Below are 26,250 nucleotides of genomic sequence, written 5' to 3'. Positions count from 1 at the left end.
TCAAATTAAGGATATAAGTTCTAGATGGTTAAATATATTATATAAAAGTTCTAAAGGAAAAATAATAGAAGGTTGGATACAGTGTAAAGATACCAATATTTGTAGAGAAAATTAATGAATACAAGAGTTAGTAATAAATTATGAAAAATATTTTTATAGAAATTATAAAATAGTAATGCTATTTCGCATCCTATATATATTTAGAATCTAATTTTCTTTAATTTAGATTCTCTTATGATATTGAATATATTTTTTAACTTAGGGGGTGAGATTATTAATTAGTATTAGTTGACGTAGATTAAATATCATCTAGATAAACTGAGTTAGAGTAAGAAATATGAAAAATTTGTTAATAAAAAATAATTTTATTTTATTATTGTTAACTATATGTAGTATAAGTTCTACAAATGCTGATCAAGTAAAAAAAATTTCTTTAGTTGAAAGAAATGATGAAGATGGTGAGACTTTCTTTATTTTAAAGAGTAAAGAAAAATTTTATCCTCAAGTTTCTTACTATGAAGATACAAATTTACATTATTTAGATAGTAGAAATTTTTTTGTTGAGAGTAATTTCTCAACTAATGAAACAGTCAGAATTAAAAGCTTCTTTAAAATCAAACAAGATAAGTTAGTCTTGGAGAAAATTACAAGTTTTTCTACGTTAAATATGTTAGCACCAGCAGGGGGAGAGGAGTATTGTGAAAAAATAATAAACCTTGAATTTAAGAAAGCAATTAATAAATATATAGATGAATATTTATTCAATGAAAGTGAGAAAAAAAAATATTGTATAGTGAAAAAATATAAAAAATAAATTCAAACCCTATTTAATTTAAGTAGGGTTTTATTTAGATGCTTAAATGAATTTAATAGCTTTTTTATAATAAGAAAATGATTCAGATTTATTTTTAGATGAGTAAAGTAGTCAATATGACAGCGCTACATTAAGCTTAGCAGATAAGCCTAGCATGGGTGGGAGATCTTAACGGTGAAGATGGGTCAAGCCATCAATAAGTTGAGGTATTGAACAGTCATTTATCTGACCAAACCGCTTAAAGTCAAAATAATCTACTGTGTACATTAGGTGATGTGCAATCTGGTTAGTGGATGGCTAAATATAAACAACATATGAGATCACCATGCAATTTTATTATCTATAAATGCATTAGAATGGTAAGAAATTTTGAATTCAATTGTTTTTCCGACCTTTCATCTCTTAAAAAATATGGTTTAATGCTGAAAGTCAAAAAAAAGCTATATTGATATGGAACCAATAATACAGTCGTTGCTTGATACGGATTTATATAAATTTACAATGCTTCAAGTGGTATTACATAAATTTCCACAAACACATAGTGTGTACCAGTTTCGTTGTCGTAACTTAGAGGATACCGTTTATCCTTTACCTGACATATTAGATGAGCTAAATGAGCAACTCGACTTATTATGTGAACTACGATTTCAGCCAGATGAGCTATTGTATTTAAGAAAACTGCGTTTTATTAAAAGTGACTTTGTTGACTATTTAGAGTTGTTTCAACTGAAGCGCCGTTTTATTGAGGTTGGCTTAGATTCGCAAGGACGTTTAGATATTCATATTGAAGGGCCAATGATTCAGGCATTGATGTTTGAGATATTTGTTTTATCGATTGTGAATGAGCTTTACTTTAGAAGACTACACTCTACAGAGGTTTTAGCAGAGGGTGAGCGTCGACTACAACAAAAACTTGAACGCTTAAAGGTACTTGAAAAAAGACAGGCAGGTGCAGAGCCACCATTTTTAATCGCAGATTTTGGAACACGTCGCCGTTATAGCCTAGATTGGCATCGTCATGTTGTGCAAGAATTCAAACTTACTTCACCAACCATTTTCAGAGGAACGAGTAATGTCTTACTTGCAAAAGAGCTGGGCATGATTCCTATTGGTACAATGGCACATGAGTTCTTACAAGCCTTTCAAGCACTTGATGTTCGACTACGTGATTTTCAAAAAGCAGCACTTGAAGCATGGGTACAAGAATACCGAGGAGATCTTGGGATTGCTTTAACTGATGTTGTAGGTATGGATGCATTTCTGAAAGATTTTGACTTATATTTTGCCAAATTATTTGATGGTTTACGCCATGATAGTGGTGATCCATACTTGTGGGGTGATAAAGCCTATGCACACTACCAAAAGTTGAAAATAGACAGTAAAACTAAAATGCTTACATTTAGTGATGGATTAAATTTGGATCGTGCTTGGGATTTATACGAGTACTTTAAAGATCGTTTTAAAGTAAGTTTTGGTATTGGTACAAATCTCACCAATGATATGGGACTTACGCCTTTAAATATTGTATTGAAGTTGGTTGAGTGTAATGGTCAATCTGTCGCTAAAATTTCAGATAGTCCCGGAAAAACTATGACAGACAATGATACATTCTTGGCATATTTAAGACAGATTTTTGAAATTTCAGCCGAATAACACATTCTTTTTTGTATTGAGCTTATACAAAATTCAGAAAAGCATGTGTTTGGCTTATGATAATATTGAAAATGTCAAAAAATATAGAATTTATTCATTATGACCACACCAGACTTACCCTTTGGTTTGCTTGTTGAAGCAGAAGAACTTGTTTTATATTTAGGTCATCCAAAGTTACGTATTGTCGATTTAACACGACCATCTGTTTATGAGCAACTTCATATACCTCATGCAATTCATGTAAAGCCACAGCAATTGGTTCAACAACAAGGAACTGCATCGGGGTATTTGCCTGATGAACAACAGCTTCAATCACTTGTGAATTATTTACAGCTTTCACCTGAGCATCATGTTGTGGCTTATGATGATGAAGGTGGTGGTTGGGCAAGTCGTTTGTTGTGGAACTTACACTGTATTGGTTTTCATAACACCAGTTTATTAAATGGTGGTATTCATGCTTGGCTTGGAGAAGGGTTGCCTACAAGTCATGTGGCAGAAAAGATTGAACGCACGAGTCATTTGATTTCTGTTCAAATTAAAGAACAAGAAAAACATCAAATTAGCTATACAGATTTGAAGCAACATGTTGAAAAGAAAGATATTCAGATTTGGGACAGTCGAACTTTTGATGAATATACAGGGAAAAGACTGGCTGCACGAAAGGGTGGGCATATCCCCAATGCCTATCACTTTGAATGGAGTAGTGCCCTAAATCGTGAAAATCGTTTAAAATTACATTCTTTTGATCATATTAAAAAGAGTCTACAGCATGTGGGCTTTAATTTAGATCAGCCTGTAGTGGTATATTGCCAAGCTCATCATCGGTCAGCGCTCGCTTATTTTGTCGGGCGATTATTGAATTGGGACGTCCGTGCATATGATGGCGCATGGAGTGAATGGGGCAATATGTCAGATAGTCCAATAGTTATGGGAGAGAGACCACTTTGAGTCTTGCATCATTAAAAAATAAGGTTTTTTTACAGGCACAACGTATTGTTCCTCAGCACCAACTTAGCCGTGTCGTGGGGAAAGTGGCTGCAAGTGAAAACTTAGTGGTTAAGAACTTAGCTATTCAGGCCTTTAAAGCAAAATATGGCATTGATCTTTCGATTGCCGAACAATCAGATGCTTTAAAATATAAATCGTTTAATGAGTTCTTTACACGCTCGCTTAAATCGGGTGTACGTCCGATTGATGAAGCTCAAACGCATATTGTTTCTCCTGCCGATGGTGCGATTTCCCAAATTGGTGAAATTGTGAATGGCGATATTTTTCAGGCAAAAGGTCAGAATTTTACAGTTGAGCAATTAATTGGTGATCCACAGCTTGCACAGCCTTTTAAGCAAGGTAACTTTGCAACAGTTTATCTTTCACCAAAAGATTATCATCGTGTACACATGCCATTTACAGGTACACTTACAGAAACGTTATATGTACCAGGTGAATTGTTTTCGGTTAACCAAGTAACTGCTGAAAATGTCGATGGTTTATTTGCACGTAATGAGCGCATGGTTTGTCTTTTTGATACGCAAGTTGGACGCATGGCAGTTGTGCTTGTTGGTGCAATGATTGTTGCAGGTATTGAAACTGTAGCTACAGGAAAAGTAAAACCTACAGGACGTCTTGAACTGCAACAGCATCAGCTTGAATTACAAAAAGGTGATGAGCTTGGTCGTTTTTACTTAGGTTCTACAGCAGTAGTTTTATTTGAAGAAAATGTAATGCAATGGGACCCAACGTTTCAAGCAACATCTCAAGTTGTAATGGGTGAAAAGATAGGTGAATTACTGTAGTTTGACCTTGTGAATATAGATAAAAGCGTGATGAATGATCACGCTTTTATTGTTTAATCAGTACTTAAAACTTTTGTACATAAGAGTGGATCTGCTTTTATTTTTGCTTGTTCATCTGGTGAAAGGCTAAAATAGTGGTTAATGAGTTTATGTGCAAATTTTTCATAGATTTTAGGCTTATAGTAGGCATAATTTGGCATACTATTTATTGCAATATCTTGAAAGTTTGCATACATATCATCAGGATTTTTTGATAATTCTGGTTTACTAATTACAAAGCAAAGCGCCGTCCGATGATAAGCTTTGTCATCATCATTCGGTTGGTTTTTTAAGGTATAGATGCAGATAGATGCAATAACAACAATGAGTATACCGAGAATAGGCAAACCTATTTTTTTTGTGGCCATAATTTCCAATCTAATTTAGTTCTCGCTTTGGTATAGGCATTCTTTAGGAAAAACGGCTTTAAAGCAAGAACCCTCATTGGGAATTGACTCAATTTCTAAATATGCACCATGTTGCATAAGTACATGCTTCACAATAGCTAGCCCTAAACCTGTTCCGCCTGTTTGACGACTTCGTGCACTGTCTACACGATAAAAACGTTCTGTGAGGCGGGGGAGGTGCTTGAGGTCAATGCCAATACCATTGTCTTGTACGGTAAAGTAGCCATTCTCTTGGTCATCATGCCAACCAATGGTGATATTGCCACCACCTTTAGGTGTATATTTAATGGCATTGGTAATCAGGTTGCCAAAAGCACTTGCAAGCTCCATATCTGAGCCAATAAGGTCACAATGGCTATCTATTTCTAAATGCAGCATATGACCGTATTCACTGTTATATGCCTGTGCATCATCAAAAAGTTGCGTCATTAGACTTGGCATTTCAACAATCTGATTCTTTATAGTTGTTTTCTCGCTTTCAAGGCGAGAAAGAAGTAATAAATCATTTACTAACGCATTCATACGGCGTGTTTGAGATTGCATTTGGTCGAATGCACGTTTCCAACGAGGATTGAAATCATCTTGCTCTTGAAATGTTTCTAGATAACCACTTAGAACAGTCAGAGGTGTACGTAATTCGTGTGATATGTTGTCGACAAAATCTTTACGCATTTGTTCTAGGTTATGAATACGCGTGACATCGTATGCGAGTAATAAGCGACTTTCTATGCCAAATCTAGTGAGTTTAATTTGAACGTAGTGCCCTTCATATAAAGAAGATTCAATTTTTATCCCATCTGGATGCTGTTCCATATCTTGGAAATATTCAACAAATGCGGGACGACGTAAAATACCTAAAATATTATTGCCTTGATCGCTAGGTTTAATTCCTAAAATACGTTCGGCAGCAGGGTTAAACCATTCAATTTGATGAAGCTCATCTGTAATAACAACAGCTTCAGCAAGTGCAAATAGCGAAGCCTGTGCACGATCAATGAGACTGACCATTTCAGCTTGTACAACACGTTCCTGACGCTGTGTACGATAAATATTAAAAAGTAGCGCACCCCAAATACCATTAATATTTGGTGGTGCATCATAAGGGCGGTTTGAAATCCATTCATTAACTAAATACAGCGCTCGAATTTGTAACGCAATAAATGCACTAAATCCGATCGCAATACATAGCCAAAAGTATCCAATACCTAGTCCAATAAGCCCAGCGATGAGCAGAAAAAAGAGCAGTAATTTGAAATCTTGCTTTGCAGACTCCCATAAACTGCTATAGCGATACTTTTTATGCTCGTGACTTAACTCAGGCGTTGGATAGGGTTCATACATAGGAAAATGTCTTAAGCGTCTGTGCGTATCGAGAAGCGGTAGCCTGTTCCACGAACAGTTTGAACAAAACGATCGGCACCAAATGGTTCTAAAATTTTACGTAAGCGACGAATATGAACGTCAATTGTACGGTCTTCAATATAAACACTTCCGCCCCAAACATGGTCTAGAAGTTGTGCGCGTGTATAAGCACGTTCAGAATGCGTCATGAAAAATGCAAGTAGACGGTATTCTGTTGGGCCCATATCTAAAATGTTGTCATTAAAGCTAACACGTTGGCTTACAGGGTCAAGAATTAATCCATTCGCATCAATCGTTTTTTCACCGCTTAAAGCACTTGAACGGCGCAAAACAGCTTTAATACGAGAAATTAGTTCTCGTGTAGAGAAGGGCTTGGTCATATAATCATCTGCACCAGCATCTAGCCCTTGTACTTTATGATCTTCATCACCACGAGCTGTAAGCATAATGACAGGGATTTCAGCAAGCGTTTCATCTCTTTTTAGTCGGTAACATAAGTCGACACCACTTAAGCCACCTGGGAGCATCCAGTCAAGTAATACTAAAGATGGGCGTTTATCAACAATCATTTGATGTGCTTGTTTTGCATCTTCTGCTTGTAAGCATTGATAGCCCGCCATATCTAGTGAAGTATGAATCATTTCACGAATAGGTAACTCATCATCGACAATTAAAATATAGTCATCTTTCACTATGTCACACCCTATATGAGAATTTAATTAAAATCTTATTAGCGTATTACAAAGATTTATTATGACAGTATTATTGCAATACTTATAAGGATGCAATATTTTAATGTTTTTTTATGACAAAACTAAAAAACCTTTGTGAATATTAGATGACAATTTTTTTACAAAACAATAGATTAACTATTCATAATATAATACTTAGATTTTAAGTTTCTTTATACTTAAAATAAATTTTTTTAAAACATATACTTAGGATTTTTTAAGGTTGTATATAAATAAAGTATATAAAAATAACTAAAAAATTATATATTTTATTTTATCAGTTGATTGAAATAAGTAAAATGAAGAATATCTATGACATTTTGAACGAAAAATAATGGCTGACTATTTAAAAGTAACGCAAGGAAGTAAATCTGAGCAATATCAAGATATTATTCCGCAGATTTTTGGAATTATTGCAGATGAACCTGATTTAATTGCAAACTTGGCAAATATTACAGCAGCATTGAAAGAACAGTTTAACTGGTTTTGGATAGGTTTTTACTTAGTTAAAGATAGTGAACTTGTTTTAGGGCCATTTCAAGGGCCAATAGCATGTACACGTATTGCAAAAGGCAGAGGGGTCTGTGGTGATGCATGGGAGAAATCAGAAGTTTTAATTGTACCTGATGTAAATGCATATCCGGGGCATATAGCATGCAGTGCACAGTCAAAATCTGAGATTGTACTGCCTATTTTGAGAAATGGGGTATGTATGGGGGTATTAGATATTGATAGCAGTGAGCTAAATACTTTTGATGAAATAGATGAACGGTATCTGCAAAAAATTATTGATGCAATTCATTTATAATACTGCTGTGCTGTTAGGTATATTCTTTATGGATATACCTAAAGTCAAACCAACTTACGAATGGCTTTTTTCTTCCAAACTAATTGATAATAACAAAATTGAAAAATACTTAAGCTGACGAAAGACAAGGCATAAGCAAACCAAACTCCTTGTAGTCCCCAAAAATGACTAAATAAATAAGCACATGGCACTTCAATAAGAAATATGGTTGCAATATTAATTATCATTGGGGGGGTAACAGTTCCTGATGCACGCATGATTGATGCAAATATGGCATTGATGCCTAAGAATAAAATTGCCCATAAAACTGTAAAAAGTAACTTTTGTCCTAAAGCCACAACATTTGGGTCTGTAATGAATAGATTCATTAAATGACGAGAGAATAAATATGCAAAAAGTACTAAAGAGCCTGTGATTGCTAGATTCATAAGTAATGCTGTTTTGGTTACTTTTGACAAGAGTTCTGCTTTACCTGCCCCAATTGCTTGAGCACCAAAAATAGAAGCTGCAATTGCAATTGAAAATGCAGGGAATTGAATATAATTGATCACTTGGTTAAGCGCACCATATGCGGCAGTTGCATCAGCACCAAAAGAATTAACTAAACGAATGACCATAAGACCTGCAATAGATGCAGTAATCATTTGAATACCTGTTGGAACTCCAAGTTTTAAAATAGTTGTACTGAGTTGAGCATGGTGTCTAATTTCTTGCAGTAATGCTTTGTTTGGACGAAGTGGATGTCGTTTCTTATTCAGATAAACCGCTAAAAATAATAGTACAGCAAAGTTTCCTGTAATCGATGCAATTGCAGGAGCAATAATACCTAATTGGGGTAATCCTAAATAACCTTTAATCAGTGCTGGAGTAATAAAAAGCCCAAGTAAACTTGTTATTGCTAGTGCAACTAGGGGAGTAATACTATCTCCTACGCCACGTAAGAGAGAAGTGTAAACGATATATAAAAATAGCATTGGGCTACCAATAAGCATACTTTGTATGTAAGGTTCTGCTAGCTGAGAAACATCAGGTGCAACGCCTAGTAATCGTAGTAATGGGTGTGTAAATGTTAGTCCCAATATTGCAATAATAGTGCCTGAAATAATGGTCATAAAAACAGTAGAGCCCACGGCACGGCGAACGGTTTCTAAATTACCAGCCCCCCATGCTTGACCAACTAAAATACTTGCACCTGCAGAAAGCCCAATCATAAATGCCAACAGACAGAACAATATTGGGAAAAACACAGCAACAGCGGCAACCGCATGTACACCAAGTAATTGCCCTACAAAAATAGTATTAATAGTCATTGAAAGATTTTGCAGAATATTTGTAGCAATTAGAGGGAGTAAAAATAAAAAAAATGACTTCCAAAGTTTTTGGTCAGTCATTAAGGGACGTTGCTGCATTAAACTGACCTACTCACTAAAAGTAATAATTTTAAAACTTCTCTTGGGTTTGGTACAGCATTGCTTTGTAATATCTATTTATTTTACCTGATTTAAAATATGAACGGCTTGCTCTAGGGTTGTTTGTTTTTTTGCAAAGCAAAGGCGCAATAGCTTTAATGACGGTGGCGCTTCTTTGTAAAATGCCGATAATGGAATAGTCACAATTTTATATTGCTCTGCAAGGTATTGACACATTTCATAGTCAGATAAATCAGGGCGCACATTTTTATAGTCAAGCAATTGGAAGTAAGTGCCTTGGCTTTTTTCTAAATTAAAAGCAGAGTTTTTTAGCCCATCGAGTATGTAATCTCGTTTTTTTTGATAAAAATAAGCAAGATTTGTTATGTGCTCAGGTGTATTTTCAATAAATTGGCTTAGAGCAATTTGTACAGGTGAGACCCCACAAAAACAGGCAAATTGGTATACCTGCCTAAATTGTTTCATTAAGTCGGACGATCCCACGCAATAGCCTGTTTTCCATCCTGTCACATGAAAGGTCTTTCCAAAAGAGCCCACGACCAAACTTCTATCACGCAGTGCCTCAAATGAAAGTGCACCATAGTGGCGTTTTTTATCGAAAATAATATGTTCGTAAACTTCATCTGACAGCACAATAATATTGGTGCCTTGAATGATTTCAATAAGTGTTTGCCAATCTTCTTTTGACCAAATAGCCCCTGTGGGATTGTGTGGTGTATTTACAATAATCATGCGTGTTTTTGCATTAATACTGTCTTTTACACGCTGCCAATCGACATGAAAGCTTGGTGCATCAAGCATAATATGCTTTGGGATACCTTGAGCAAGTAGTACCGCTGGGCTGTAACTGTCGTAACTTGGGTCAAAGATAATGACTTCATCACCTGCATGAACAAATGCCTGTATGGCACTATGCAGTGCAATAGTTGCACCTGCGGTAATAGTAATATTGGTATTTGGGTCTAATTGTATTTGATCACGTTCGTAAAATATCTTTGAAATGTGTTCGCGTAGTGTAGGTAGCCCATCTCCTGTAGGGTATTGATTGTAGCCTGCTAGGGTTGCTTGTGCTAAATATTCTAAAAGTCTTGGTGGTGCAGAAAAATCGGGAAAGCCTTGTGATACATTTAAAGCATTTAAACGCTTTGCTAGATCAGACATGACTGAAAAAATAGTCGTGCCCTGATTGGGGAGTTTTGCATTTGGAATTTGCATGAGATGACCTAATTGCTATTGTTATATTTAGGATAGTTTTTACACATGATGCCGTATATTTCTTCATGCGTCATCCATGACCTAATGAAAAAATATGATTTTGTTATTTAGTTAAAGTAGATAGTCGACTAAGGCACGAATCACACCTAAAATTAAACCAATAAATGCACCAACAATCACGCCGTTCACACGAATCATATGTAGGTCACCACCAACTGAATTTTCAATTTTGGCGATCATCTCTGTAGAGTCCCATTCATGAATTCGTTGGCTAATAAAACGAATGACTTTGTCACTATATTGGTCACTAAAATAAGTAGCAAGTGTAATTAGGCGTGTATTTAGAAGTTGTCTTACATCATTATTTTCTGCGAGGTTTTTACCTACCAGTTCGATGGCAGCACGCATGTTCATTGCAATACCTGAGTGTTCTTTAAGTAAGTCCTCTTTGATGGCATTAAATAGAATTACCACTGCACCACTCATAAAGTTGAGTATATGTGGGTTTTCTAATAGTGCGTTTTTACCTGCATTTAATCGTTGGCTAATTAGACTTTCATCATTTTTAAGCTCAGTAATGAGCGTTTGTCCGTAGTCCTCAATATGTTGTCGCCATGGGTGTTCAGGATCTTTTAAAATTTCTTCAAGTTTATGCATGAAGCTGTCTACAGTGCGTTGCTCCATGTCGATGCCTAACCAACTTACCCCTTTAGACAGTTTTAAAATACCCATTTCTTTAAAAATACGGGTTACGATTTCACGGGTTTTTTCAGGATGTTTGTGTACCCATTCATGTGAATAATCTAAAGTACGTTGTAATACATCTTGATGAAAGTCATTGTCTAAAACTGAATGCAACATTTCACTGGCAAGATGATTTATTTTTGTATTTTGGATCCACTGTACGCTGTTATTTTGAATAAATTGTGCAATTTGCTCTTGTTCCACAAAATCAAAAACTTTAGGTAGTGTTTGTTGTACTATTTGTGTGACTTGTATGCTGTTGCTTGGGTTTTCTAGCCATTTTCCAATACTTAGAGTGAGATCCGTTTTGCTTAGACTTTTTTCTACAATTTGTGGAGATAAAAAGTTTTCTTGCACGAATCGTCCCATCGACTCTGCAATACGTGCCTTATTCCGAGGAATAATTTCCGTATGGTCTCTTAAAAAGTGTGGGATAGGAAATTTACCAAATGGATTACGAAAAAGTACCGTTACAGCATACCAATCGGCAAAACCACCTACGACACCTGCTTCAGCCGAGAGCATAAGAATATGCAACCACCATGCATATTCAGGAAAGAGTTTGGCTGTAACCATGAAGACAATCCAAACCAAAATGGCAATAAAAAGCGCAATGGTAGCCAGTCGTCGGCTACGCTTTAAATGACTAGAAGGTGTGGATGTCTCCATGTGTTAATCCTCTTATACTTTATGGCTGTGCGTTATATTTTCCTGCGGGAACAGGGGGTAAGACGTTGCCGTTAGGTGCGACGCCATATTTTGCACCAAGAGATTGTAAAATAGTTTCAGCATTAAATGCATCACTTGGTGTATTTTCAGGTTGTTTATAGCATTGAATGGTGTAAGAAACTTCTGTTGGGTCTATGTTAACAACTTCTGGGAAATTATCCCAAGGGCCATCATTAAAAAATGGACCTGGTCTATAAAAACCATGTGGACCTCCAAACATTGGGGGTAGGTCAGGGTAAACAATTGTTTGTCTTGGTGGTTGATTACGGTTGCTTGGATCATTGAGAACTTTAAATGAACTGAATCCATTATGTATAGCAACTTGAGCAGCTTTAACGAGAGTAATTTCTTGGGCTGTACCATAGCTCATATTTGGGCTAGTTTTAAAGCTTACACGGAAGCTATTTTGATTAAGCGGATAACTTGAAAAATGCCCAAGCTGATCGAAATTACGAGGTTGTTCAAATGTAGTCATACAGCCTGTAAGGTTAGCCACAGTAGCTAAAATCAAACATGGTAAAATTTTTTTCTTCATTTTTTGCTCCAAATGATGCAACTTAAAAAGAATAGATCTTAAAAGTGGCTATCTGGTTGTGTGAGAAACATTTCTTCTTCTGCTGTAGATGTACGCCCTAGAACTTTATTGCGATGAGGATAGCGTCCAAAACGATCAATAATCACTTTATGTTTATGCTCAAATTCCAAGTTCAAGGAGTTGCCCAAATTTTCAAATAAAGCCACAGCATGTTTATGAATGATTTTTGATTCACTGTGCATGAATGGCATATATAAAAATGAGCGTTTCTCAGGAGAAAGTTCCTGATCTAACTTTAAAGAAATCGCTTCTTGTGCAAGTGCAAGTGCCAATGCATCTTGTGCAAATGCTTGTGCTTTATCTCTAAAAAGGTTTCTAGAAAACTGATCAAGAATAATAATTTCAGCTAAACGACCTTCAGCAGTTATTCTCCATGACCATAACTCAGCTTGTGATGCTGCATCATGAATTTTTTGGAACTGATCTGCAATTTTTTGATCAAATTGTGTATCTTTTGAAAACCATTTAGATTTGTGTTCAGGGTCAAACCAAAAATTAAGAATGCTATTTTGATTCATAGTAATCCTCATTTAGTCGTATTTATTTTTATTGGATCATAAGAGTATGTCTTGATATTGTACAATTTTACGATTTAAATATGATTTAGATCTGTATAGTCATTTAAAATCTACATGAAATTCGCATGATTGAACGTAGTGTTTTGTGATATTCATGCAAAAATATACTTTGTAAATAGACAGCGAAAAATTAAAGTGAGGAATACTATGAGTCAACCCAAAGCAAGTTCTCATTCGATAGTGCCAGCTTGGGTAGACGCATCAATGCTTCAGGGAACTTTACGTGGTATAGAGCGTGAAAGCCTTCGTATGCAGAGTGATGGCCATCTATCAAAACAACCACATCCGCAAAGTTTGGGTTCAGCACTCACACACCCTCATATTACGACTGATTATTCTGAAGCATTAATGGAGTTTATTACGCCTCCTGAAAGCTCGATTAAAAAAGTTTTGGCATATTTACAAGACCTTCACTATATAGCCCATAAAAATTTACCTGAGGGTGAAAAGCTATGGCCAATGTCTATGCCGTGCATGTTGGATCAGGATGAAGAGAATATTCCATTTGCACAGTATGGAAGTTCAAATATTGGACGCTTTAAAACATTATATAGAAAAGGCTTAGCCATTCGTTATGGTCGCAGAATGCAAACCATTTCAGGCGTGCATTATAATATTTCTTTTCCTGATGAACTCTTTGAACAACTACAAGCACATGAATTAGATACGTCGCTGAAAACACTGAGCTTGCAAGACTATAAAAGTTATCGTTATTTTGGTCTAATCCGAAACTTTATACGTTTAACACCAATTATTATTTTCTTACTTGGTGCAAGCCCAACAGTCTGTGGAAGTTTCCTTATTGGGCAAACTCATCAATTAAAGCCATTGGTTGCAGGTGCATTGCATTTGCCACATGCTACAGCGTTACGTATGGGTAAACATGGTTATCAGAATTCTGCACAGAAAAAACTAGGTATTCATTATAATGATTTAACGGGCTATCTTGCAGGTATTCAAGAGGCAGTTAAGAAACCATATGCACCGTTTTCTAAACTTGGGCTAGATGATGAAAATGGTGAGCCACAACAAATTAATGACCATACCTTACAAATAGAAAATGAATACTATAGTTTAATTCGTCCAAAGCAGACGCCAAAAGGTAATGAGACACCATCACAAGCTTTAGAAAATCGTGGTGTGGCATATGTTGAATTAAGAGCGGTTGATGTAGATCCTTATAGTCCGATTGGCATAAAAGAAAGCAGCGCTGCATTTCTTGAAACATTTGCACTGTATTGTTTATTGCTTGAAAGTCCTGAAATTTCGGAAGCTGAGCAATCCCGTATTGAAAGAAATCAGGCTTTAATTGTTGAAAGAGGGCGTGAAGAGGGGCTTCAGTTAGAAACGGAAGGCAGTTCAATTTCAGCAAAAACATGGCTGCTAGAGCATTTATTTGCAATGAAACCTTTGGCTGAGTTATTTGATCGAGGCTTGCAAGAATCATCTTATCGTACTGCAATAAATGAAATGCTATTGCGTGTTGAAGATTCTAGCCAAACACCATCTGCAAAAATCGTTGAAGAAATGAAAATTCATGGTGGAACACGATATTTTGGTGGTCATTTGGCAACGCAACATGCACAAATATACGATGCACATCAGATTTCAGCCGAAAAACAGCAATATTTTGATGGACTTGTGATTATTTCTAAGCAAGAACAGTTGGCTTTAGAGCAAGCTCCAACAGAAACTTTTAAAGAGTATTTAAATAATTTTCGCTAACAGCAAAGTGAGAGAGTAAAGCGTGAAAGTAAGCTATCGTCTCGTCAGTGGGTTACTGGTTTTGGCCAGTATTGTAGGAATGTCTTTTGCGCTTTATTTAGAGCATGTAAAACATTTAATACCATGTCCATTATGTATTTTTCAGCGCGTAGGGCTTATGGCCATGGGTGCTGTGGCTTTAATTGCATTTTTGCATAATCCCAAAAGTAGTGTCATGAAGCGTATATATGCATTGCTGGCAGGTTTAGGCGTGCTTTGGTCAGCAGGTGTTGCTGTAAGACATGTATGGATACAACACTTACCAGCAGATCAAGTACCAAGTTGTGGGCCGGGATTAAATTATTTAATTGATGTTTTTCCAATGAAAGACGTATTAGAGCAAGTACTTCGAGGTTCGGGTGAGTGTGCTAAAGTCGATTGGACATTAATGGGTTTTTCACTGCCTGAACTATCGGTGGTGTTTTTTAGTGGATTGGTGATTATTTGTTTTTGGCAAATGTTTCGTAAGTTCTAAAGAAGATAACCACCCTTGCGGTGGTTTTTTATTAAGTTAAGTATGCATCATATTTTTTATTTACATGGGTTTAAAAGCCATACAAATTCTGTAAAAGGGACTTTGTTAAAAGAATATTGTGTGAGTCATCACCCAAGCATACAAGTTCATTTACCCGATTTAAACTTGCCACCGCATATAGCAATAGAACGGATTCATGAAAAAATTTTTCAAAATCAGCTTACGAATATTTCATTTGTTGGTAGTAGCTTAGGTGGGTTCTATGCTACCTATCTGGCAAATTATTATAACTGTGCAGGTGTGCTTATTAATCCTGCTATTCGACCTTGGCAACTGTTTGAAAAGCAAATTGGAGTTCATCAGCTTCCGTATTTGGTTACACCAAATTGGTTGCTAACTATTGAAGATATCTATGCATTAAAGCAATATGAGCTTGCAGATGCACAGGATCTGAGCAAAATGTTGGTATTATTGCAACAAGGCGATGAAACTTTGGATTATAAAGAAACACAGCGTTATTATAGTGCACACAAAGTTTCTAGTATGATGATTACCGAGTGTGGTGGTAATCATGTCATGGATAATTTTGCAGAGAAAATTCCCATGCTCCTCGTGTTTTTATTACAGCACTTATCATTAAGGAATATATAAAACGTGTCACAATATACAGCCCAATCTCTTGAAGTTTTATCTGGTTTAGACCCTGTTCGCCGTCGTCCGGGTATGTATACAGACACAACACGTCCGAACCATTTAGCACAAGAAGTGATTGATAACTCGGTAGATGAAGCATTGGCAGGGCATGCAAATAAAGTATGTGTGACTGTACATAAAGATGGCTCGCTCTCTGTGCAAGACAATGGGCGTGGTATGCCTGTCGATATTCATCCTGAATATGGACAAAGTGGGATTGAGATTATTTTAACGAAGCTTCATGCAGGCGGAAAATTTAGCACAGATAACTACCAGTTTTCAGGTGGTTTGCATGGGGTGGGTATTTCGGTTGTGAATGCTTTATCTACACGTGTAGAAGTTGAAGTACAGCGTCAAGGTTCATTGTATAAAATGGCATTTGAACATGGTGAACCTGTGAGTCCGCTTGAAGTTTTTGAAGGCAAAGCACCTAAAAAGGCCTCAGGCACGCGTGTTCATTTTTGGCCTGAAGCAAAGTATTTTGATAATCCAAAATTTGCTGTAAAAGCACTAAAACATAATTTAAAAGCAAAAGCAGTGTTAGCAGCAGGACTACAAATTATTTATGTTGATGAAATTAATAATGAAAAAATAGAATGGCAGTTTGAAAATGGTCTTGTTGATTATCTTATGGATGAAGTGCAAGATCGTGAAATTTTACCAACCCCTGTTTTTGTGACCCAAGGCGATGCCGAACGTGCAAGCTGTGAGTTTGCATTATGTTGGAATGTAGATGGTGGTGAGCAAGTTCAAGAAAGTTATGTGAACTTGATTCCAACTGCGCAAGGTGGAACACATGTAAATGGGTTACGTTCAGGTGTTACCGAAGCATTGCGTGAGTTTTGTGAGCTAAGAAATCTTTTACCAAGAAACCTGAAGCTATCTGCCGAAGATGTTTGGGATGGTGTGAACTATATTCTTTCTTTGAAGTTTCAAGAGCCACAATTTTCAGGGCAGACCAAAGAAAGACTTTCAAGCCGTGAGGCCTCAGGTATTGTATTAAACATTGCTAAAGATGCTTTTACGCTATGGTTAAATCAGAATTCAGAAGTTGCTATACAGCTTGCTGAAATTGTTATTGCCAAAGCAGGACGTCGTTTAAAAGCTGCGAAAAAAGTACAACGTAAGAAGATTGTATCGGGCCCTGCATTGCCTGGAAAACTTGCGGACTGTGTGGGACAAACGCGAGAAGAAAGTGAACTATTCATTGTTGAGGGTGACTCGGCAGGTGGTAGTGCAAAACAAGCACGTGATAAGAACTTTCAAGCAGTGATGCCCATTCGTGGAAAAATTTTAAATACGTGGGAAGTTGCTTCAGATGAAGTCTTAGCTTCACAAGAAGTACATGATATTGCCATTGCCATCGGTGTAGACCCAGGAAGTGATGACTTGTCAGAGTTGCGCTATGGTCGTATTTGTATTTTGGCAGATGCGGATTCAGATGGTTTACATATTGCAACCTTACTGTGCGCATTATTTGTGAAGCATTTTGCAACGCTAGTTGAAGAAGGTCACTTGTATGTTGCGATGCCACCGTTGTTCCGTATAGATGATGGTAAAGATGTGCACTATGCATTAGATGAAGATGAGCTCAATGCAACTCTTAGTCGAACGAAAACTAAAAATCCACAAATTACCCGATTTAAAGGGTTAGGTGAGATGAATGCGAGTCAACTTCGTGAAACAACAATGGACCCAGATACACGCCGTTTGGTGCAGTTAGATTTAGATGATGCGCATTTTACAGCAGGCTTGCTTGATAAGTTGCTTGCAAAAAAACGTTCAGCAGACCGTAAACAATGGTTAGAACAAAAGGGTAACTTGGCAGATATTGCTGTTTAATTAATATCGAAAAATAAAAAACGGCATATGATGCCGTTTTTTATTAAGAATGAGTTGCGCGATAGAGATCCCATTCATCTTTTTCTATGCCATTAGGTAGTTTGCAGTTAAAACTAATATTGCCATAAGCGTCTTTGAGTTGTCGGAGCTTTCCATGTTGTGAAATACAATACTCACTTGCAGGGTTTGCTATACCTTGTTTTTTATGAAATGTAGGTAAGTTACTACATGCACTTAGTGCAAGACCTAAAGATACAACAGTAAATACAACCAATTTATTCATAATTTAAAATCTATGTTATCCCAATAAAAATATAGCGGATATAACTCATTCAAAATGTAAATTTTATAAAGTATGCCTTTATAAAACTGTATCTTTCTTACGTTTATTCTTCTTAAATCATCTCATACTTTCTTATATCTAAAGAGTGGCATATTTCTCGCTATATAAATGCTAAATATCTAGAATAAGGCACACTAAAGTGAAAATTGTCATTATTGGTGCAGGAATTGCAGGATTAACAGCAGGAATTGCACTAAAAAAATTCGGTTATCAGGTTGTTATTTATGAACAAGTAAAAGAAATTCGACCTGTTGGCGCCGCCATATCTTTATGGCCTAATGGTGTGAAATGTCTAAACTATTTAGGATTAAAAGATAAAGTTTCAGCATTAGGTGGTCGGATGGATCATCTTTCTTATGTTGATGGTATTCATGGCGATGTAATGACAGCATTCAGCTTGATGCCATTAATTAAAGATGCAGGACAACGCCCATACCCTGTATCTCGTGCAGAATTACAAAGCATGCTTATGGATGAGTTCGGTCATGAAGATATCTATTTAGGTATGAAAATGACAAGATTAGATCAAAAAGAAGACAGTGTATATATTACTTTTGAGGATGGCTCAGAGGATAGAGCAAACTTGCTTATAGGTGCCGATGGTACACACTCTATGACACGTCGCTATGTTTTAGGTGAGCAAGTATCACGCCGTTATGCAGGATATGTGAATTGGAATGGTCTTGTGAAAGCCTCTGAAGAGATTGCACCATTGGCGCAGTGGACAACCTATGTTGCAGATGGTAAGCGTGTTTCACTGATGCCCGTTTCGGAAGGGCGTTTTTACTTTTTCTTTGATGTACCTTTACCTGTAGGATTAGAAAATAATAAACAAAATTATAAGTCTGATTTAAAGTCGTACTTTGAGGGATGGTGTCCACAAGTTCAAATGCTCATTGAGCAATTAGATGTGGAAAGAACGAATCGTGTCGAAATTCATGATATTGAACCATTCTTGAAATTTTATAAAGGTACTGTTGTACTTATTGGCGATGCTGCACATAGTACGACCCCAGATATTGGTCAGGGTGGTTGCCAAGCGATGGAAGATGCAATTTATCTTGCACGTGCATTACAGGTGAATAGTTTAGGCATTGAAGATGCTTTAAGTCGCTACCAAGATAAACGAAATGAACGTGCCAAAGAAATGGTATTACGTGCGAGAAAGCGCTGTGACATTACACATATGAAAGATGCTAGCGTTACAGAAGAATGGTATGGTGAGCTAAGAAAAGAGAAAGGAGAAAATATTATGAAAGGAATTCTAAATAATATTGTAGGTAATGTTCTAGATTAGTTGGCTGCTGTCAGGGCAAAGTTTTTCTTTGCCCTGACTTACTTATTGGCTTATTAGAAGTGGTAATCTACACGTACCATTGGAGTATTGGCAGTTGCGCCTTTATCCCCTTCAGTTGGGTTACCAAATTTGTTGTGCCAGTATTGGTATTCAAAACCTGCACGTAACGTTTTATCTTTTTTACCCCATAACGTGCTTAAATCATACATGATCATTGCATCAATATTTGTTTCTGGGGAAGTTTTACCACCAAACTCATTTTTACCTTTAGAGTCAATCCATAGTGCATAGCCTTCAAAAGATAAAGGTGTTTCGCCAAGTGGAATACCCCAAGTTAGCTGAAATGCAGCATGTGGGTCATAAGAGTAACGATACCCTAGGCCTTTTGGTTGATTGCTTTCAAATAAAGCCAAAGCGCTTAAGCTTAAGAATCCTGGTACATCAAAGTTAATAGTTGGCCCAACCACCCACATACGCTTTTTAGAGCCGTAAGAGTCATTTTTTGTATTCCAGTCGAGTCCTGCTGTTAGAGCATAACCACGAATACCTTTCGATGAGAAATCTTTTTTAAGTACAGAACCTAGGTCAATGTTGTTACGATAAACTAAATAGGCTTCTTGTGTTCCATGATCAGATTTATCTGAGCCAGTACCACCATAAACTTCTTTGGTCGATTGTAAAAAATCTACATTTAAAAAGTTTGTACCGTAGCGATAGCCACTACTGTGAGTAAACGAATAAATTTGTTTAGCAATATGTGTTCTTGAGCCATCAGCATTATTTTTATATGGTTCAGCAAAGTCACTGCCATAACGCCAACCAATTGCATTATCACTCCAAGTGAGTGCAAAGCTAGAAGATGAAATGAGTGCAATTGAAGTAAGACCAATTGCTGTGGCAGACTTTTTAAAAAAAGACATCATATATGGCACCATGTAAAAAACCCCAATGGTCAGAATAAATGCAAAAAGCAGTAAGGGTGCTTATGCATAGGCATATTCTGCAAAAAATGAGCCATAATGTATAAAACTTGTAATAAAAAAGAAATAAAAAAATAATATTTTTTAAATATTTAAATTAAAACAATTGTTTGTTTAGAATATTAACTTCCTCTATAAGTAGAGTAGGCATATGCACTTAATAAAAGCGGAATATGGTAATGCTCATTTAAAGCAGAGATATAGAACTGAATATAAACTTTAGGAAAAAATGAGGGAGTATTTAGTTTTTGAAAATAAGGCGCTACATCATATTCAAGTTGATATATACCTTGCTCAATAGGTATTTGAATTTGAAGGTCTTGTATTCGACCATTTGAATCAGTCACACCCGCACCAATATAGCGATTGGTTTCTACTTGAAACAGTCGAACAGAAATAAAACTTGCAGGTTTACCAAGTTGCGTATCTAAAATATGTGTACTAATCATATAATTTCCTGTTCAAGTCGAAGTAGCGTAATTAACATAAGTTGTTCATGGACACATTTTTTTTCAGTATCTAAATTATTTTTTAGTCTTAGCTCTATTTGAGTCAGTACTTGGGAAGTAGATAAACCCATAGCTTTAATGAGAAAAATAAAACCAAATTTATTTTCATAGATCATATTTGCCTGTATGAGTGCTATTTTATCTTGTGAATTTGTTGAAATTTTTTCTTGTTCTTTACTAGAGTAACTATTTTCAGTTGTTGATTTCTCACCAATTTTAGGATGCTCATTCAGTGCAACTGAAATCTCTTGCCATGTCCATTTTTGAGCCAATATTTTAGCTGTATCTAAGAGTAATCTTTTATTTTTATATGGGCGCATTTCATCAATAGATTTGATCCAAGTGGGTATATTTACACAACGAGAGAGTACATCTTGAATTTCTGCTGAATTCAAATGATTAAATACAGTGAGTTGCATATTTCTCCAATTCCTTTTAAATAAATTTGGGTTTACAAAATATAGAAAAGCAAAAAATATACCCATTTTGGAGATTTTATGTATTTTTAAAAGGTATGCGCCTAAAGTCGAAAGCATCATGTAAGCAAATACATATAGTTTGTAATTAAATATAGATGTTATTAGATGAACACGTTTTTATTGCTTTTCTTTTAATCAAAACTATAAAAATAGACTTGCATATTTTTATAGAAAGCTCATATTAAATGAATAGAAAGATAGAAAAGTTTAAATAAGCTTAGTAATAATAAGCTACACCAAGTCATTTAAAAGGTGTGAAATAAGACGGATATACCGATTTCGCATAACATGCGCAATGAGTGAGGATAAACTATGAATATTGAGATCCGTACTGATAAAAATATAAAGAATAGTGAGCGTTTGATTAATTATGTGAGGGAAGAGCTCCTAGAAAAATTTCAACGTTATGGTGAAAAAATTACTCATTTTTCTGTGCATTTAAGCGATGAAAATGCGGCAAAAGGTGGGGATGATGATCTGCGCTGTATGATTGAAGCCCGTCCAGCAGGATTAAAGCCCGTTGCCGTTTCTCATAAAGCAGGAAATGTGGATGCAGCAATTCATGGTGCATTAGATCGTTTAAAACGAAGTTTGGAGCATCTGTTTGAGAAGTTAGATCACCCTCGTGATCATAAAGGTTTAGAAATCCTTGAAGAATAAAGTCAAAAGTAAATAATATAAAAAAGCGTCTTTGGGCGCTTTTTTATCGTTTAAATAAAACTTTCTTGTTACACTGCTATTATCTTTAGACAGCTATCTAAGCGGATTAGAGTGAGCACATTATGCTAACAATAGAACAACAATCATTTATTCAAAGTATTGAAAGTTTGGATATTCAAGGGGTTCAATCATTATTAGACAGTGGTTTAGATCCAAATTTTATTGATCCTGAAAAAGGTCCTCCAATTTCAATTGTATGTGATGGTCTTTTTCAGTGGTGGGAGTCGGTGTGTGAAGCATATGAAAGCGATATACCTCTTTCTGAAGAAGTAAAACAAAAAAGATTGGCTCCTCATATTGCATTGCTTGATGCTTTAATTCTTGCAAAAGCAAATGTACACTTATGGGATGCAGATGAGTTTTATGGACCACTGTGGGATGCTGCAAGTGCAGCCTGTGTTCCTGCTGTTGAAAGATTACTCAAAGAAAATGTAGATCCAAATACAAAAGATGATGAAGATTTAACGATACTTTCATCAATTAGTCAGTTATTCTTTGAATGTGACTATGATGAGATTGATTGGTCACAAGCTTTACCAGAAGAACAAAAGACACTCGAAATATTGCGTGAGTATGGCGCTAAAATGTCGAAAGAAGTCAATTTATAAAAGAGTAGATAATATGATGAAAAAACTTCTAAAAATAACAATGCTAACATCTATCACTGTAGTGAGTTCAGGTGCTTTTGCTGAAGATTTCTCATTTGATCGTCCTGGCACAGGCTTTGGAACAAGTACAACACCGGTTGGACATATTGCTTGGGAACAGGGATTGCCAACCGTTGAATACAGTAAAGCAAATATTAATAATGATCAGAAGCAAAGTGTTTCTCTACAAGAAGATATGCTGTTACGTACAGGGTTAACAAAAGACTTAGAGCTTCAGCTTGGTTGGGATGGGCCAGGTTGGTTGCGTACAACTCAAAATGGTAAAAAAACAAATATTAGTGGTTTGGGTGACATGAATGTAGGTCTTAAGAAAGCTGTAGATCTACAAGATAATCGCATGAGCATGGCACTTTTAGGTCAAGTTACTATTGCGACAGGAAACGATAATTTTTCTAATCATGATAATATCTATGCAATTGCCTCGTCAGTACAATATGCACAAAGTGATCTTTTAACAACAGGGATTACAATGCGTTATGAGATGCAGAATAGTGACTGGGCTGTAACTGCAGTACCTACTTTAAGTTATAAGTTGTCAAATAAATGGTCAGGATACTCAGAGTTTGTTTATCGTAAACAAGAAAGTGAACATCTTCAAACATCATTAGCAACTGGTGTGATGTATGCTGTCAACAATCGTATGCAATTAGATGCAAGCATTGGGGCAGGATTAAGCGGTGATGTACCTGACTATAAAGGTGGATTTGGCGTATCATTCCTGTTCTAGTGTGTTAAGCATTTGGACAAATCATGGGTTTTATAAAAAATAGATTTTTGACAGCACTGTGTATATTTATACAGTGCTGTTTGTTTCTCATAATATCGACAACAACACGAGCAGAAGAGCCATTATTACCTGCTGCACAAGCATTTCAGTTTTCTGCAAATGCATTAGATCATCAACAAGCATCTTTAGCTTGGATGATTGCACCAAATTATTATTTATATCAGAAAAAATTCTCTATTCAGGAAAATGGTCATCCTGTACAACTTAAGTTTCCATCTGCTGTTCAACAGCATGATGCGACATTTGGCACGAGTTTAGTTTATTTTAACCAGACTGTACTGAATATTAAAACCAATGCGAATGCAACATATGATGTCAGTTGGCAAGGATGTGCAAAGGATCGATTATGTTATCCACCTCAGCATACGCAATTCAAAACAGATAAAGATGGATTAGTGGTAGATGAAAATCAGACAGTACAAAGCTCAAGTTTATTAAATTTAACACCTAAAACATCAGGTATATCTTTAAATAGTAATGATGAATTAAATAATGCTAAGCAGACTCCTAAAGGTATGAGTAATCTTGCGATAACAGCACCAGCAAAATCATCATCGCTTGCTCAAGATCAGGTTTTATCGGAAAAGTTACATGATCATTCTTTTTTCTATGGATTATTCCTTTTTTTAGGATTAGGGATATTACTTGCTTTCACTCCTTGTTCATTGCCGATGCTACCTATTCTTAGCTCTCTTATTATTCGTGAAAAGAAAGGCACGAAAGCATGGGCAATTGCACTTGTATTTGTTTGTAGTATGGCTTGTGTTTATGCAATTTTGGGAATGGTTGCATCTTATGCAGGATTAGGTTTTCAACGTTGGTTACAGCAACCAACGACATTAATTGCATTTAGTACTTTATTTATTGTCTTTGCTTTAAATTTATTTGGCTTATTTGAAATTAAATTACCTCAGTCTTGGACCTCTCGTTTAGACCAAGTGCAATCTATGCAAAAAGGTGGTTCCTTTATTGGTGCTACAGTAATGGGCATTATCTCCGCATTGTTGGTTGGCCCATGTATGACAGCCCCTTTGGCTGGTGCACTCCTATTTATTGCCCAAACACAAAGTCAATGGCATGGCGCTGTTCTCTTATTTGTACTTGGTTTTGGTATGGGGATTCCTTTGCTTTTAGTCAGCATTTTAGGTACTAAAATATTGCCAAAAGCAGGCGAGTGGATGGCACAGATTAAAGTTGTGTTTGCTTTTATTATGTTGGGATTAGCACTCTACTTCTTAAGACCTATGCTATCACTATCGCTCATGTATATTTTGATATTAGTGCTTTATATTTCTGCGGTTATTTACTTACTCTATGGTATTTTTAAGTATGTAAAAGGTATTAAGATTCTATTTGCATTCTTGCTTATAGCTGTTCTTGCAGGAATAGGTTATACACAGTATCAATATGCACAAAATTCACAAGTGACCAGTGAAGCTGAAGTAAAGTGGCATGTAGTAAAAAATGCAACAGATTTTGAGAAAACTTTAAAGAATGCACCGCAAGGACAATCAGTTGTAATTGATGTTTATGCAAATTGGTGTGTGGCTTGTCAGCCAATTGAGCATCATATTTTAAAGCAAGTGAATGTTCAAAATGGACTAAAACCATTTTATTTAATTAAGCTGGACTTGAGCCAATATGACACATCACATCAAGCATTACTTGCACAGTGGGATATTCTAGGTCCTCCAACATATTTATTTTTAGATAAACAACATCAAGAACGGCGTGAGCTCCGTTTAGTAGGTGAGTTTGAGGCACCTCAGTTAATTCAACAGTTGCACGATTTAAAAAGTCGCTAGAGAAAGAAAAAGGAGGCATATATAATGCCTCCTTTTTACAATGAATTTATAAATTCCTCACAATTGTGAAGCGCTTGCTTTCCTTCATCAAACCATTCATTAAACATAAAAAAGTTATGCCACATTCCTGTGTATAGCTGATAATCGACCACAACATCTACAGCTTCAGCCATTTCTTTTAATCTGGTTGCATCATCAAGAAGTACAGACTTACTTCCAACTTGAATAAGTAAAGGAGGGAGTCCTGTTAGATCTTCATACAATGGTGAAATACGAGGGTCATCTGCTTCAAAATTAGTATTGGCAGTATAATATTCAATTCCTTTTTGTAAGAATGGAATAGATGTTAAAGCATCATGTTTTCTGTTTGAGCGTATAGAGCGGCTTGTTAATGTTAAGTCAAGGAAAGGTGAAAACAGCATAAGAGCTTTAGGCAATTTAGTATTTTTTTGCCTGATAAGGCGAAGTGCGAGAGTCAATGCCAAGTTAGCACCGCTATCATCGCCTGCCAAAATAATATTTTCGGCTTCTATTCCCGAATTGATGAGTTCCAAATATGCATTGTATATTGCTTGACTAGAATTCGGAAAAGGGTTTTCTGGTGCAAGAGGATAATCTAAATGCATGACTTTAGTTCTTGTTGTTTCAGCAAGGCGATATAACCATGCTCGATGGCTTTTTAAAGAACCAAGATGAAAGCCACCACCATGTAAGTAAAAAATAACATAGTCATTTTTTTGAACTATTGGTTTAATAATTTCAACTTGAAGACCAGCAAGAGTTTTATTTTCAGTAGTTAGATTTTTATGATGTAATGGAAACACCGAAGTTGCATGGTTAATATAAAAACGATTCAAATTTGGTGAAAATTGATGTTGGCTTGGATAGCGAATAGTTGTTTTTAATAAGGCTTCGACAAGCCATTGTTTCCACATTTCTTGCATGATAGACATCCTGTATTTGTTATTAAATAACTTATCGAAATTTATA

At 36.0% G+C, this 26,250-nt stretch carries 27 protein-coding genes; 14 read left to right on the top strand and 13 right to left on the bottom strand.

What is annotated here, in order from left to right; all coding sequences use genetic code 11:
- Positions 1-337 precede the first annotated feature (337 nt).
- From AC1MPL_RS01940 to asd, 4 genes are all read left to right on the top strand, one after another.
- Complete coding sequence (locus AC1MPL_RS01940; RefSeq protein ID WP_479763802.1) at positions 338-814, top strand: hypothetical protein; 477 nt, start codon at positions 338-340, stop codon at positions 812-814.
- Positions 815-1,264: 450 nt separating this feature from the next.
- On the top strand, positions 1,265-2,467 hold the full coding sequence (gene pncB, locus AC1MPL_RS01935) for a nicotinate phosphoribosyltransferase (protein WP_479763800.1): 1,203 nt from the start codon (positions 1,265-1,267) through the stop codon (positions 2,465-2,467).
- A gap of 99 nt (positions 2,468-2,566) precedes the next feature.
- Positions 2,567-3,415, top strand: coding sequence for a sulfurtransferase (locus AC1MPL_RS01930; RefSeq protein ID WP_479763798.1), 849 nt, complete (start codon positions 2,567-2,569; stop codon positions 3,413-3,415).
- Positions 3,412-4,260: an archaetidylserine decarboxylase gene (gene asd, locus AC1MPL_RS01925; RefSeq protein WP_479763796.1), complete on the top strand. Its 849-nt coding sequence runs from the start codon at positions 3,412-3,414 to the stop codon at positions 4,258-4,260. The genes AC1MPL_RS01930 and asd overlap by 4 nt, the downstream gene beginning before the upstream one ends.
- Positions 4,261-4,313: 53 nt before the next feature.
- On the opposite strand, the gene AC1MPL_RS01920 is transcribed toward asd, so the two are convergent.
- The 3 genes from AC1MPL_RS01920 to phoB are packed head-to-tail and all read right to left on the bottom strand — an operon-like array spanning position 4,314 to position 6,760.
- Entirely contained in the window at positions 4,314-4,667 is a 354-nt protein-coding gene (locus AC1MPL_RS01920) for a hypothetical protein (protein WP_479763794.1), read from the bottom strand.
- Between the two features lie 15 nt (positions 4,668-4,682).
- Positions 4,683-6,047, bottom strand: coding sequence for a phosphate regulon sensor histidine kinase PhoR (gene phoR / locus AC1MPL_RS01915; RefSeq protein ID WP_479763792.1), 1,365 nt, complete (start codon positions 6,045-6,047; stop codon positions 4,683-4,685).
- Between the two features lie 11 nt (positions 6,048-6,058).
- A complete protein-coding gene (gene phoB, locus AC1MPL_RS01910) occupies positions 6,059-6,760 on the bottom strand; it encodes a phosphate regulon transcriptional regulator PhoB (RefSeq protein WP_479763790.1) in 702 nt (233 codons plus the stop codon).
- Between the two features lie 373 nt (positions 6,761-7,133).
- Between phoB and AC1MPL_RS01905 the strand changes: the two genes are divergently transcribed.
- Positions 7,134-7,607, top strand: a complete 474-nt coding sequence (locus AC1MPL_RS01905) for a GAF domain-containing protein (protein WP_479763788.1) — start codon at positions 7,134-7,136, stop codon at positions 7,605-7,607.
- 44 nt (positions 7,608-7,651) lie between these two features.
- On the opposite strand, the gene AC1MPL_RS01900 is transcribed toward AC1MPL_RS01905, so the two are convergent.
- The 5 genes from AC1MPL_RS01900 to AC1MPL_RS01880 all read right to left on the bottom strand — a co-directional run bounded on the left by AC1MPL_RS01900 (position 7,652) and on the right by AC1MPL_RS01880 (position 12,838).
- The gene (locus AC1MPL_RS01900; protein WP_479763786.1) at positions 7,652-9,016 is read right to left on the bottom strand and encodes an MATE family efflux transporter; all 1,365 of its coding nucleotides are present in this window, start codon (positions 9,014-9,016) and stop codon (positions 7,652-7,654) included.
- Between the two features lie 78 nt (positions 9,017-9,094).
- On the bottom strand, positions 9,095-10,252 hold the full coding sequence (locus AC1MPL_RS01895; protein WP_479763784.1) for a methionine aminotransferase: 1,158 nt from the start codon (positions 10,250-10,252) through the stop codon (positions 9,095-9,097).
- A 111-nt stretch (positions 10,253-10,363) separates the two neighbouring features.
- Entirely contained in the window at positions 10,364-11,665 is a 1,302-nt protein-coding gene (locus AC1MPL_RS01890; protein WP_479763782.1) for a DUF445 domain-containing protein, read from the bottom strand.
- A gap of 19 nt (positions 11,666-11,684) precedes the next feature.
- On the bottom strand, positions 11,685-12,260 hold the full coding sequence (locus tag AC1MPL_RS01885; protein ID WP_479763780.1) for a CC0125/CC1285 family lipoprotein: 576 nt from the start codon (positions 12,258-12,260) through the stop codon (positions 11,685-11,687).
- A gap of 38 nt (positions 12,261-12,298) precedes the next feature.
- A complete protein-coding gene (locus AC1MPL_RS01880) occupies positions 12,299-12,838 on the bottom strand; it encodes a DUF924 family protein (RefSeq protein WP_479763778.1) in 540 nt (179 codons plus the stop codon).
- 207 nt (positions 12,839-13,045) lie between these two features.
- On the opposite strand from AC1MPL_RS01880, the gene gshA reads away from it, so the two are divergent.
- The 4 genes from gshA to parE are packed head-to-tail and all read left to right on the top strand — an operon-like array spanning position 13,046 to position 17,672.
- Positions 13,046-14,623, top strand: coding sequence for a glutamate--cysteine ligase (gene gshA, locus AC1MPL_RS01875; RefSeq protein WP_479763776.1), 1,578 nt, complete (start codon positions 13,046-13,048; stop codon positions 14,621-14,623).
- 22 nt (positions 14,624-14,645) lie between these two features.
- Positions 14,646-15,137, top strand: coding sequence for a disulfide bond formation protein B (locus AC1MPL_RS01870; protein ID WP_479763775.1), 492 nt, complete (start codon positions 14,646-14,648; stop codon positions 15,135-15,137).
- A gap of 42 nt (positions 15,138-15,179) precedes the next feature.
- On the top strand, positions 15,180-15,788 hold the full coding sequence (locus tag AC1MPL_RS01865) for a YqiA/YcfP family alpha/beta fold hydrolase (RefSeq protein WP_479763773.1): 609 nt from the start codon (positions 15,180-15,182) through the stop codon (positions 15,786-15,788).
- A 3-nt stretch (positions 15,789-15,791) separates the two neighbouring features.
- Complete coding sequence (gene parE / locus AC1MPL_RS01860; RefSeq protein WP_237412678.1) at positions 15,792-17,672, top strand: DNA topoisomerase IV subunit B; 1,881 nt, start codon at positions 15,792-15,794, stop codon at positions 17,670-17,672.
- Positions 17,673-17,715: 43 nt separating this feature from the next.
- Here parE and AC1MPL_RS01855 read toward each other — a convergent pair whose 3' ends face one another.
- Positions 17,716-17,955 (bottom strand): putative hemolysin, encoded by a 240-nt coding sequence (locus AC1MPL_RS01855; protein WP_479763771.1) that lies wholly within the window; start codon positions 17,953-17,955, stop codon positions 17,716-17,718.
- A 199-nt stretch (positions 17,956-18,154) separates the two neighbouring features.
- Between AC1MPL_RS01855 and hpxO the strand changes: the two genes are divergently transcribed.
- The gene (gene hpxO, locus AC1MPL_RS01850; RefSeq protein ID WP_479763770.1) at positions 18,155-19,312 is read left to right on the top strand and encodes an FAD-dependent urate hydroxylase HpxO; all 1,158 of its coding nucleotides are present in this window, start codon (positions 18,155-18,157) and stop codon (positions 19,310-19,312) included.
- A 53-nt stretch (positions 19,313-19,365) separates the two neighbouring features.
- On the opposite strand, the gene AC1MPL_RS01845 is transcribed toward hpxO, so the two are convergent.
- The 3 genes from AC1MPL_RS01845 to uraD form a co-directional block, all read right to left on the bottom strand.
- A complete protein-coding gene (locus AC1MPL_RS01845) occupies positions 19,366-20,235 on the bottom strand; it encodes an outer envelope protein (RefSeq protein WP_479763769.1) in 870 nt (289 codons plus the stop codon).
- A gap of 179 nt (positions 20,236-20,414) precedes the next feature.
- Positions 20,415-20,741, bottom strand: a complete 327-nt coding sequence (uraH, locus tag AC1MPL_RS01840) for a hydroxyisourate hydrolase (RefSeq protein ID WP_479763768.1) — start codon at positions 20,739-20,741, stop codon at positions 20,415-20,417.
- On the bottom strand, positions 20,738-21,220 hold the full coding sequence (gene uraD / locus AC1MPL_RS01835; RefSeq protein WP_479763766.1) for a 2-oxo-4-hydroxy-4-carboxy-5-ureidoimidazoline decarboxylase: 483 nt from the start codon (positions 21,218-21,220) through the stop codon (positions 20,738-20,740). Before uraD ends, uraH begins: the two co-directional genes overlap by 4 nt.
- A gap of 372 nt (positions 21,221-21,592) precedes the next feature.
- Between uraD and AC1MPL_RS01830 the strand changes: the two genes are divergently transcribed.
- From AC1MPL_RS01830 to dsbD, 4 genes are all read left to right on the top strand, one after another.
- On the top strand, positions 21,593-21,940 hold the full coding sequence (locus AC1MPL_RS01830; RefSeq protein WP_479763764.1) for an HPF/RaiA family ribosome-associated protein: 348 nt from the start codon (positions 21,593-21,595) through the stop codon (positions 21,938-21,940).
- Between the two features lie 122 nt (positions 21,941-22,062).
- Positions 22,063-22,608: an ankyrin repeat domain-containing protein gene (locus AC1MPL_RS01825; RefSeq protein WP_479763763.1), complete on the top strand. Its 546-nt coding sequence runs from the start codon at positions 22,063-22,065 to the stop codon at positions 22,606-22,608.
- 16 nt (positions 22,609-22,624) lie between these two features.
- Positions 22,625-23,395 (top strand): transporter, encoded by a 771-nt coding sequence (locus AC1MPL_RS01820; RefSeq protein WP_479766130.1) that lies wholly within the window; start codon positions 22,625-22,627, stop codon positions 23,393-23,395.
- Between the two features lie 23 nt (positions 23,396-23,418).
- The gene (dsbD, locus tag AC1MPL_RS01815) at positions 23,419-25,260 is read left to right on the top strand and encodes a protein-disulfide reductase DsbD (protein ID WP_479763761.1); all 1,842 of its coding nucleotides are present in this window, start codon (positions 23,419-23,421) and stop codon (positions 25,258-25,260) included.
- A 35-nt stretch (positions 25,261-25,295) separates the two neighbouring features.
- Here the strand turns inward: dsbD and AC1MPL_RS01810 are convergent, their stop codons facing one another.
- Positions 25,296-26,195, bottom strand: coding sequence for an alpha/beta hydrolase (locus AC1MPL_RS01810; RefSeq protein ID WP_479766128.1), 900 nt, complete (start codon positions 26,193-26,195; stop codon positions 25,296-25,298).
- Positions 26,196-26,250 lie beyond the last annotated feature (55 nt).

The sequence above is a fragment of the Acinetobacter sp. N1-1 genome (genome assembly GCF_056711485.1).
The sequence above is the reverse complement of the archived record's forward strand: the minus strand, read 5'-3'. Positions and strand labels throughout refer to the sequence as shown.

Coding starts and splice junctions, on each gene's coding strand:
- uraH (WP_479763768.1), bottom strand. CDS start 20,741: ATGATTAGTACACATATTTTAGATACGCAACTTGGTAAACCTGCAAGT.
- AC1MPL_RS01890 (WP_479763782.1), bottom strand. CDS start 11,665: ATGGAGACATCCACACCTTCTAGTCATTTAAAGCGTAGCCGACGACTG.
- AC1MPL_RS01905 (WP_479763788.1), top strand. CDS start 7,134: ATGGCTGACTATTTAAAAGTAACGCAAGGAAGTAAATCTGAGCAATAT.
- AC1MPL_RS01900 (WP_479763786.1), bottom strand. CDS start 9,016: ATGCAGCAACGTCCCTTAATGACTGACCAAAAACTTTGGAAGTCATTT.
- phoR (WP_479763792.1), bottom strand. CDS start 6,047: ATGTATGAACCCTATCCAACGCCTGAGTTAAGTCACGAGCATAAAAAG.
- AC1MPL_RS01940 (WP_479763802.1), top strand. CDS start 338: ATGAAAAATTTGTTAATAAAAAATAATTTTATTTTATTATTGTTAACT.
- AC1MPL_RS01930 (WP_479763798.1), top strand. CDS start 2,567: ATGACCACACCAGACTTACCCTTTGGTTTGCTTGTTGAAGCAGAAGAA.
- AC1MPL_RS01920 (WP_479763794.1), bottom strand. CDS start 4,667: ATGGCCACAAAAAAAATAGGTTTGCCTATTCTCGGTATACTCATTGTT.
- AC1MPL_RS01830 (WP_479763764.1), top strand. CDS start 21,593: ATGAATATTGAGATCCGTACTGATAAAAATATAAAGAATAGTGAGCGT.
- AC1MPL_RS01885 (WP_479763780.1), bottom strand. CDS start 12,260: ATGAAGAAAAAAATTTTACCATGTTTGATTTTAGCTACTGTGGCTAAC.
- gshA (WP_479763776.1), top strand. CDS start 13,046: ATGAGTCAACCCAAAGCAAGTTCTCATTCGATAGTGCCAGCTTGGGTA.
- AC1MPL_RS01825 (WP_479763763.1), top strand. CDS start 22,063: ATGCTAACAATAGAACAACAATCATTTATTCAAAGTATTGAAAGTTTG.
- AC1MPL_RS01895 (WP_479763784.1), bottom strand. CDS start 10,252: ATGCAAATTCCAAATGCAAAACTCCCCAATCAGGGCACGACTATTTTT.
- uraD (WP_479763766.1), bottom strand. CDS start 21,220: ATGCAACTCACTGTATTTAATCATTTGAATTCAGCAGAAATTCAAGAT.
- AC1MPL_RS01855 (WP_479763771.1), bottom strand. CDS start 17,955: ATGAATAAATTGGTTGTATTTACTGTTGTATCTTTAGGTCTTGCACTA.
- AC1MPL_RS01865 (WP_479763773.1), top strand. CDS start 15,180: ATGCATCATATTTTTTATTTACATGGGTTTAAAAGCCATACAAATTCT.
- AC1MPL_RS01810 (WP_479766128.1), bottom strand. CDS start 26,195: ATGTGGAAACAATGGCTTGTCGAAGCCTTATTAAAAACAACTATTCGC.
- AC1MPL_RS01880 (WP_479763778.1), bottom strand. CDS start 12,838: ATGAATCAAAATAGCATTCTTAATTTTTGGTTTGACCCTGAACACAAA.
- AC1MPL_RS01820 (WP_479766130.1), top strand. CDS start 22,625: ATGAAAAAACTTCTAAAAATAACAATGCTAACATCTATCACTGTAGTG.
- AC1MPL_RS01845 (WP_479763769.1), bottom strand. CDS start 20,235: ATGATGTCTTTTTTTAAAAAGTCTGCCACAGCAATTGGTCTTACTTCA.
- pncB (WP_479763800.1), top strand. CDS start 1,265: ATGGAACCAATAATACAGTCGTTGCTTGATACGGATTTATATAAATTT.
- dsbD (WP_479763761.1), top strand. CDS start 23,419: ATGGGTTTTATAAAAAATAGATTTTTGACAGCACTGTGTATATTTATA.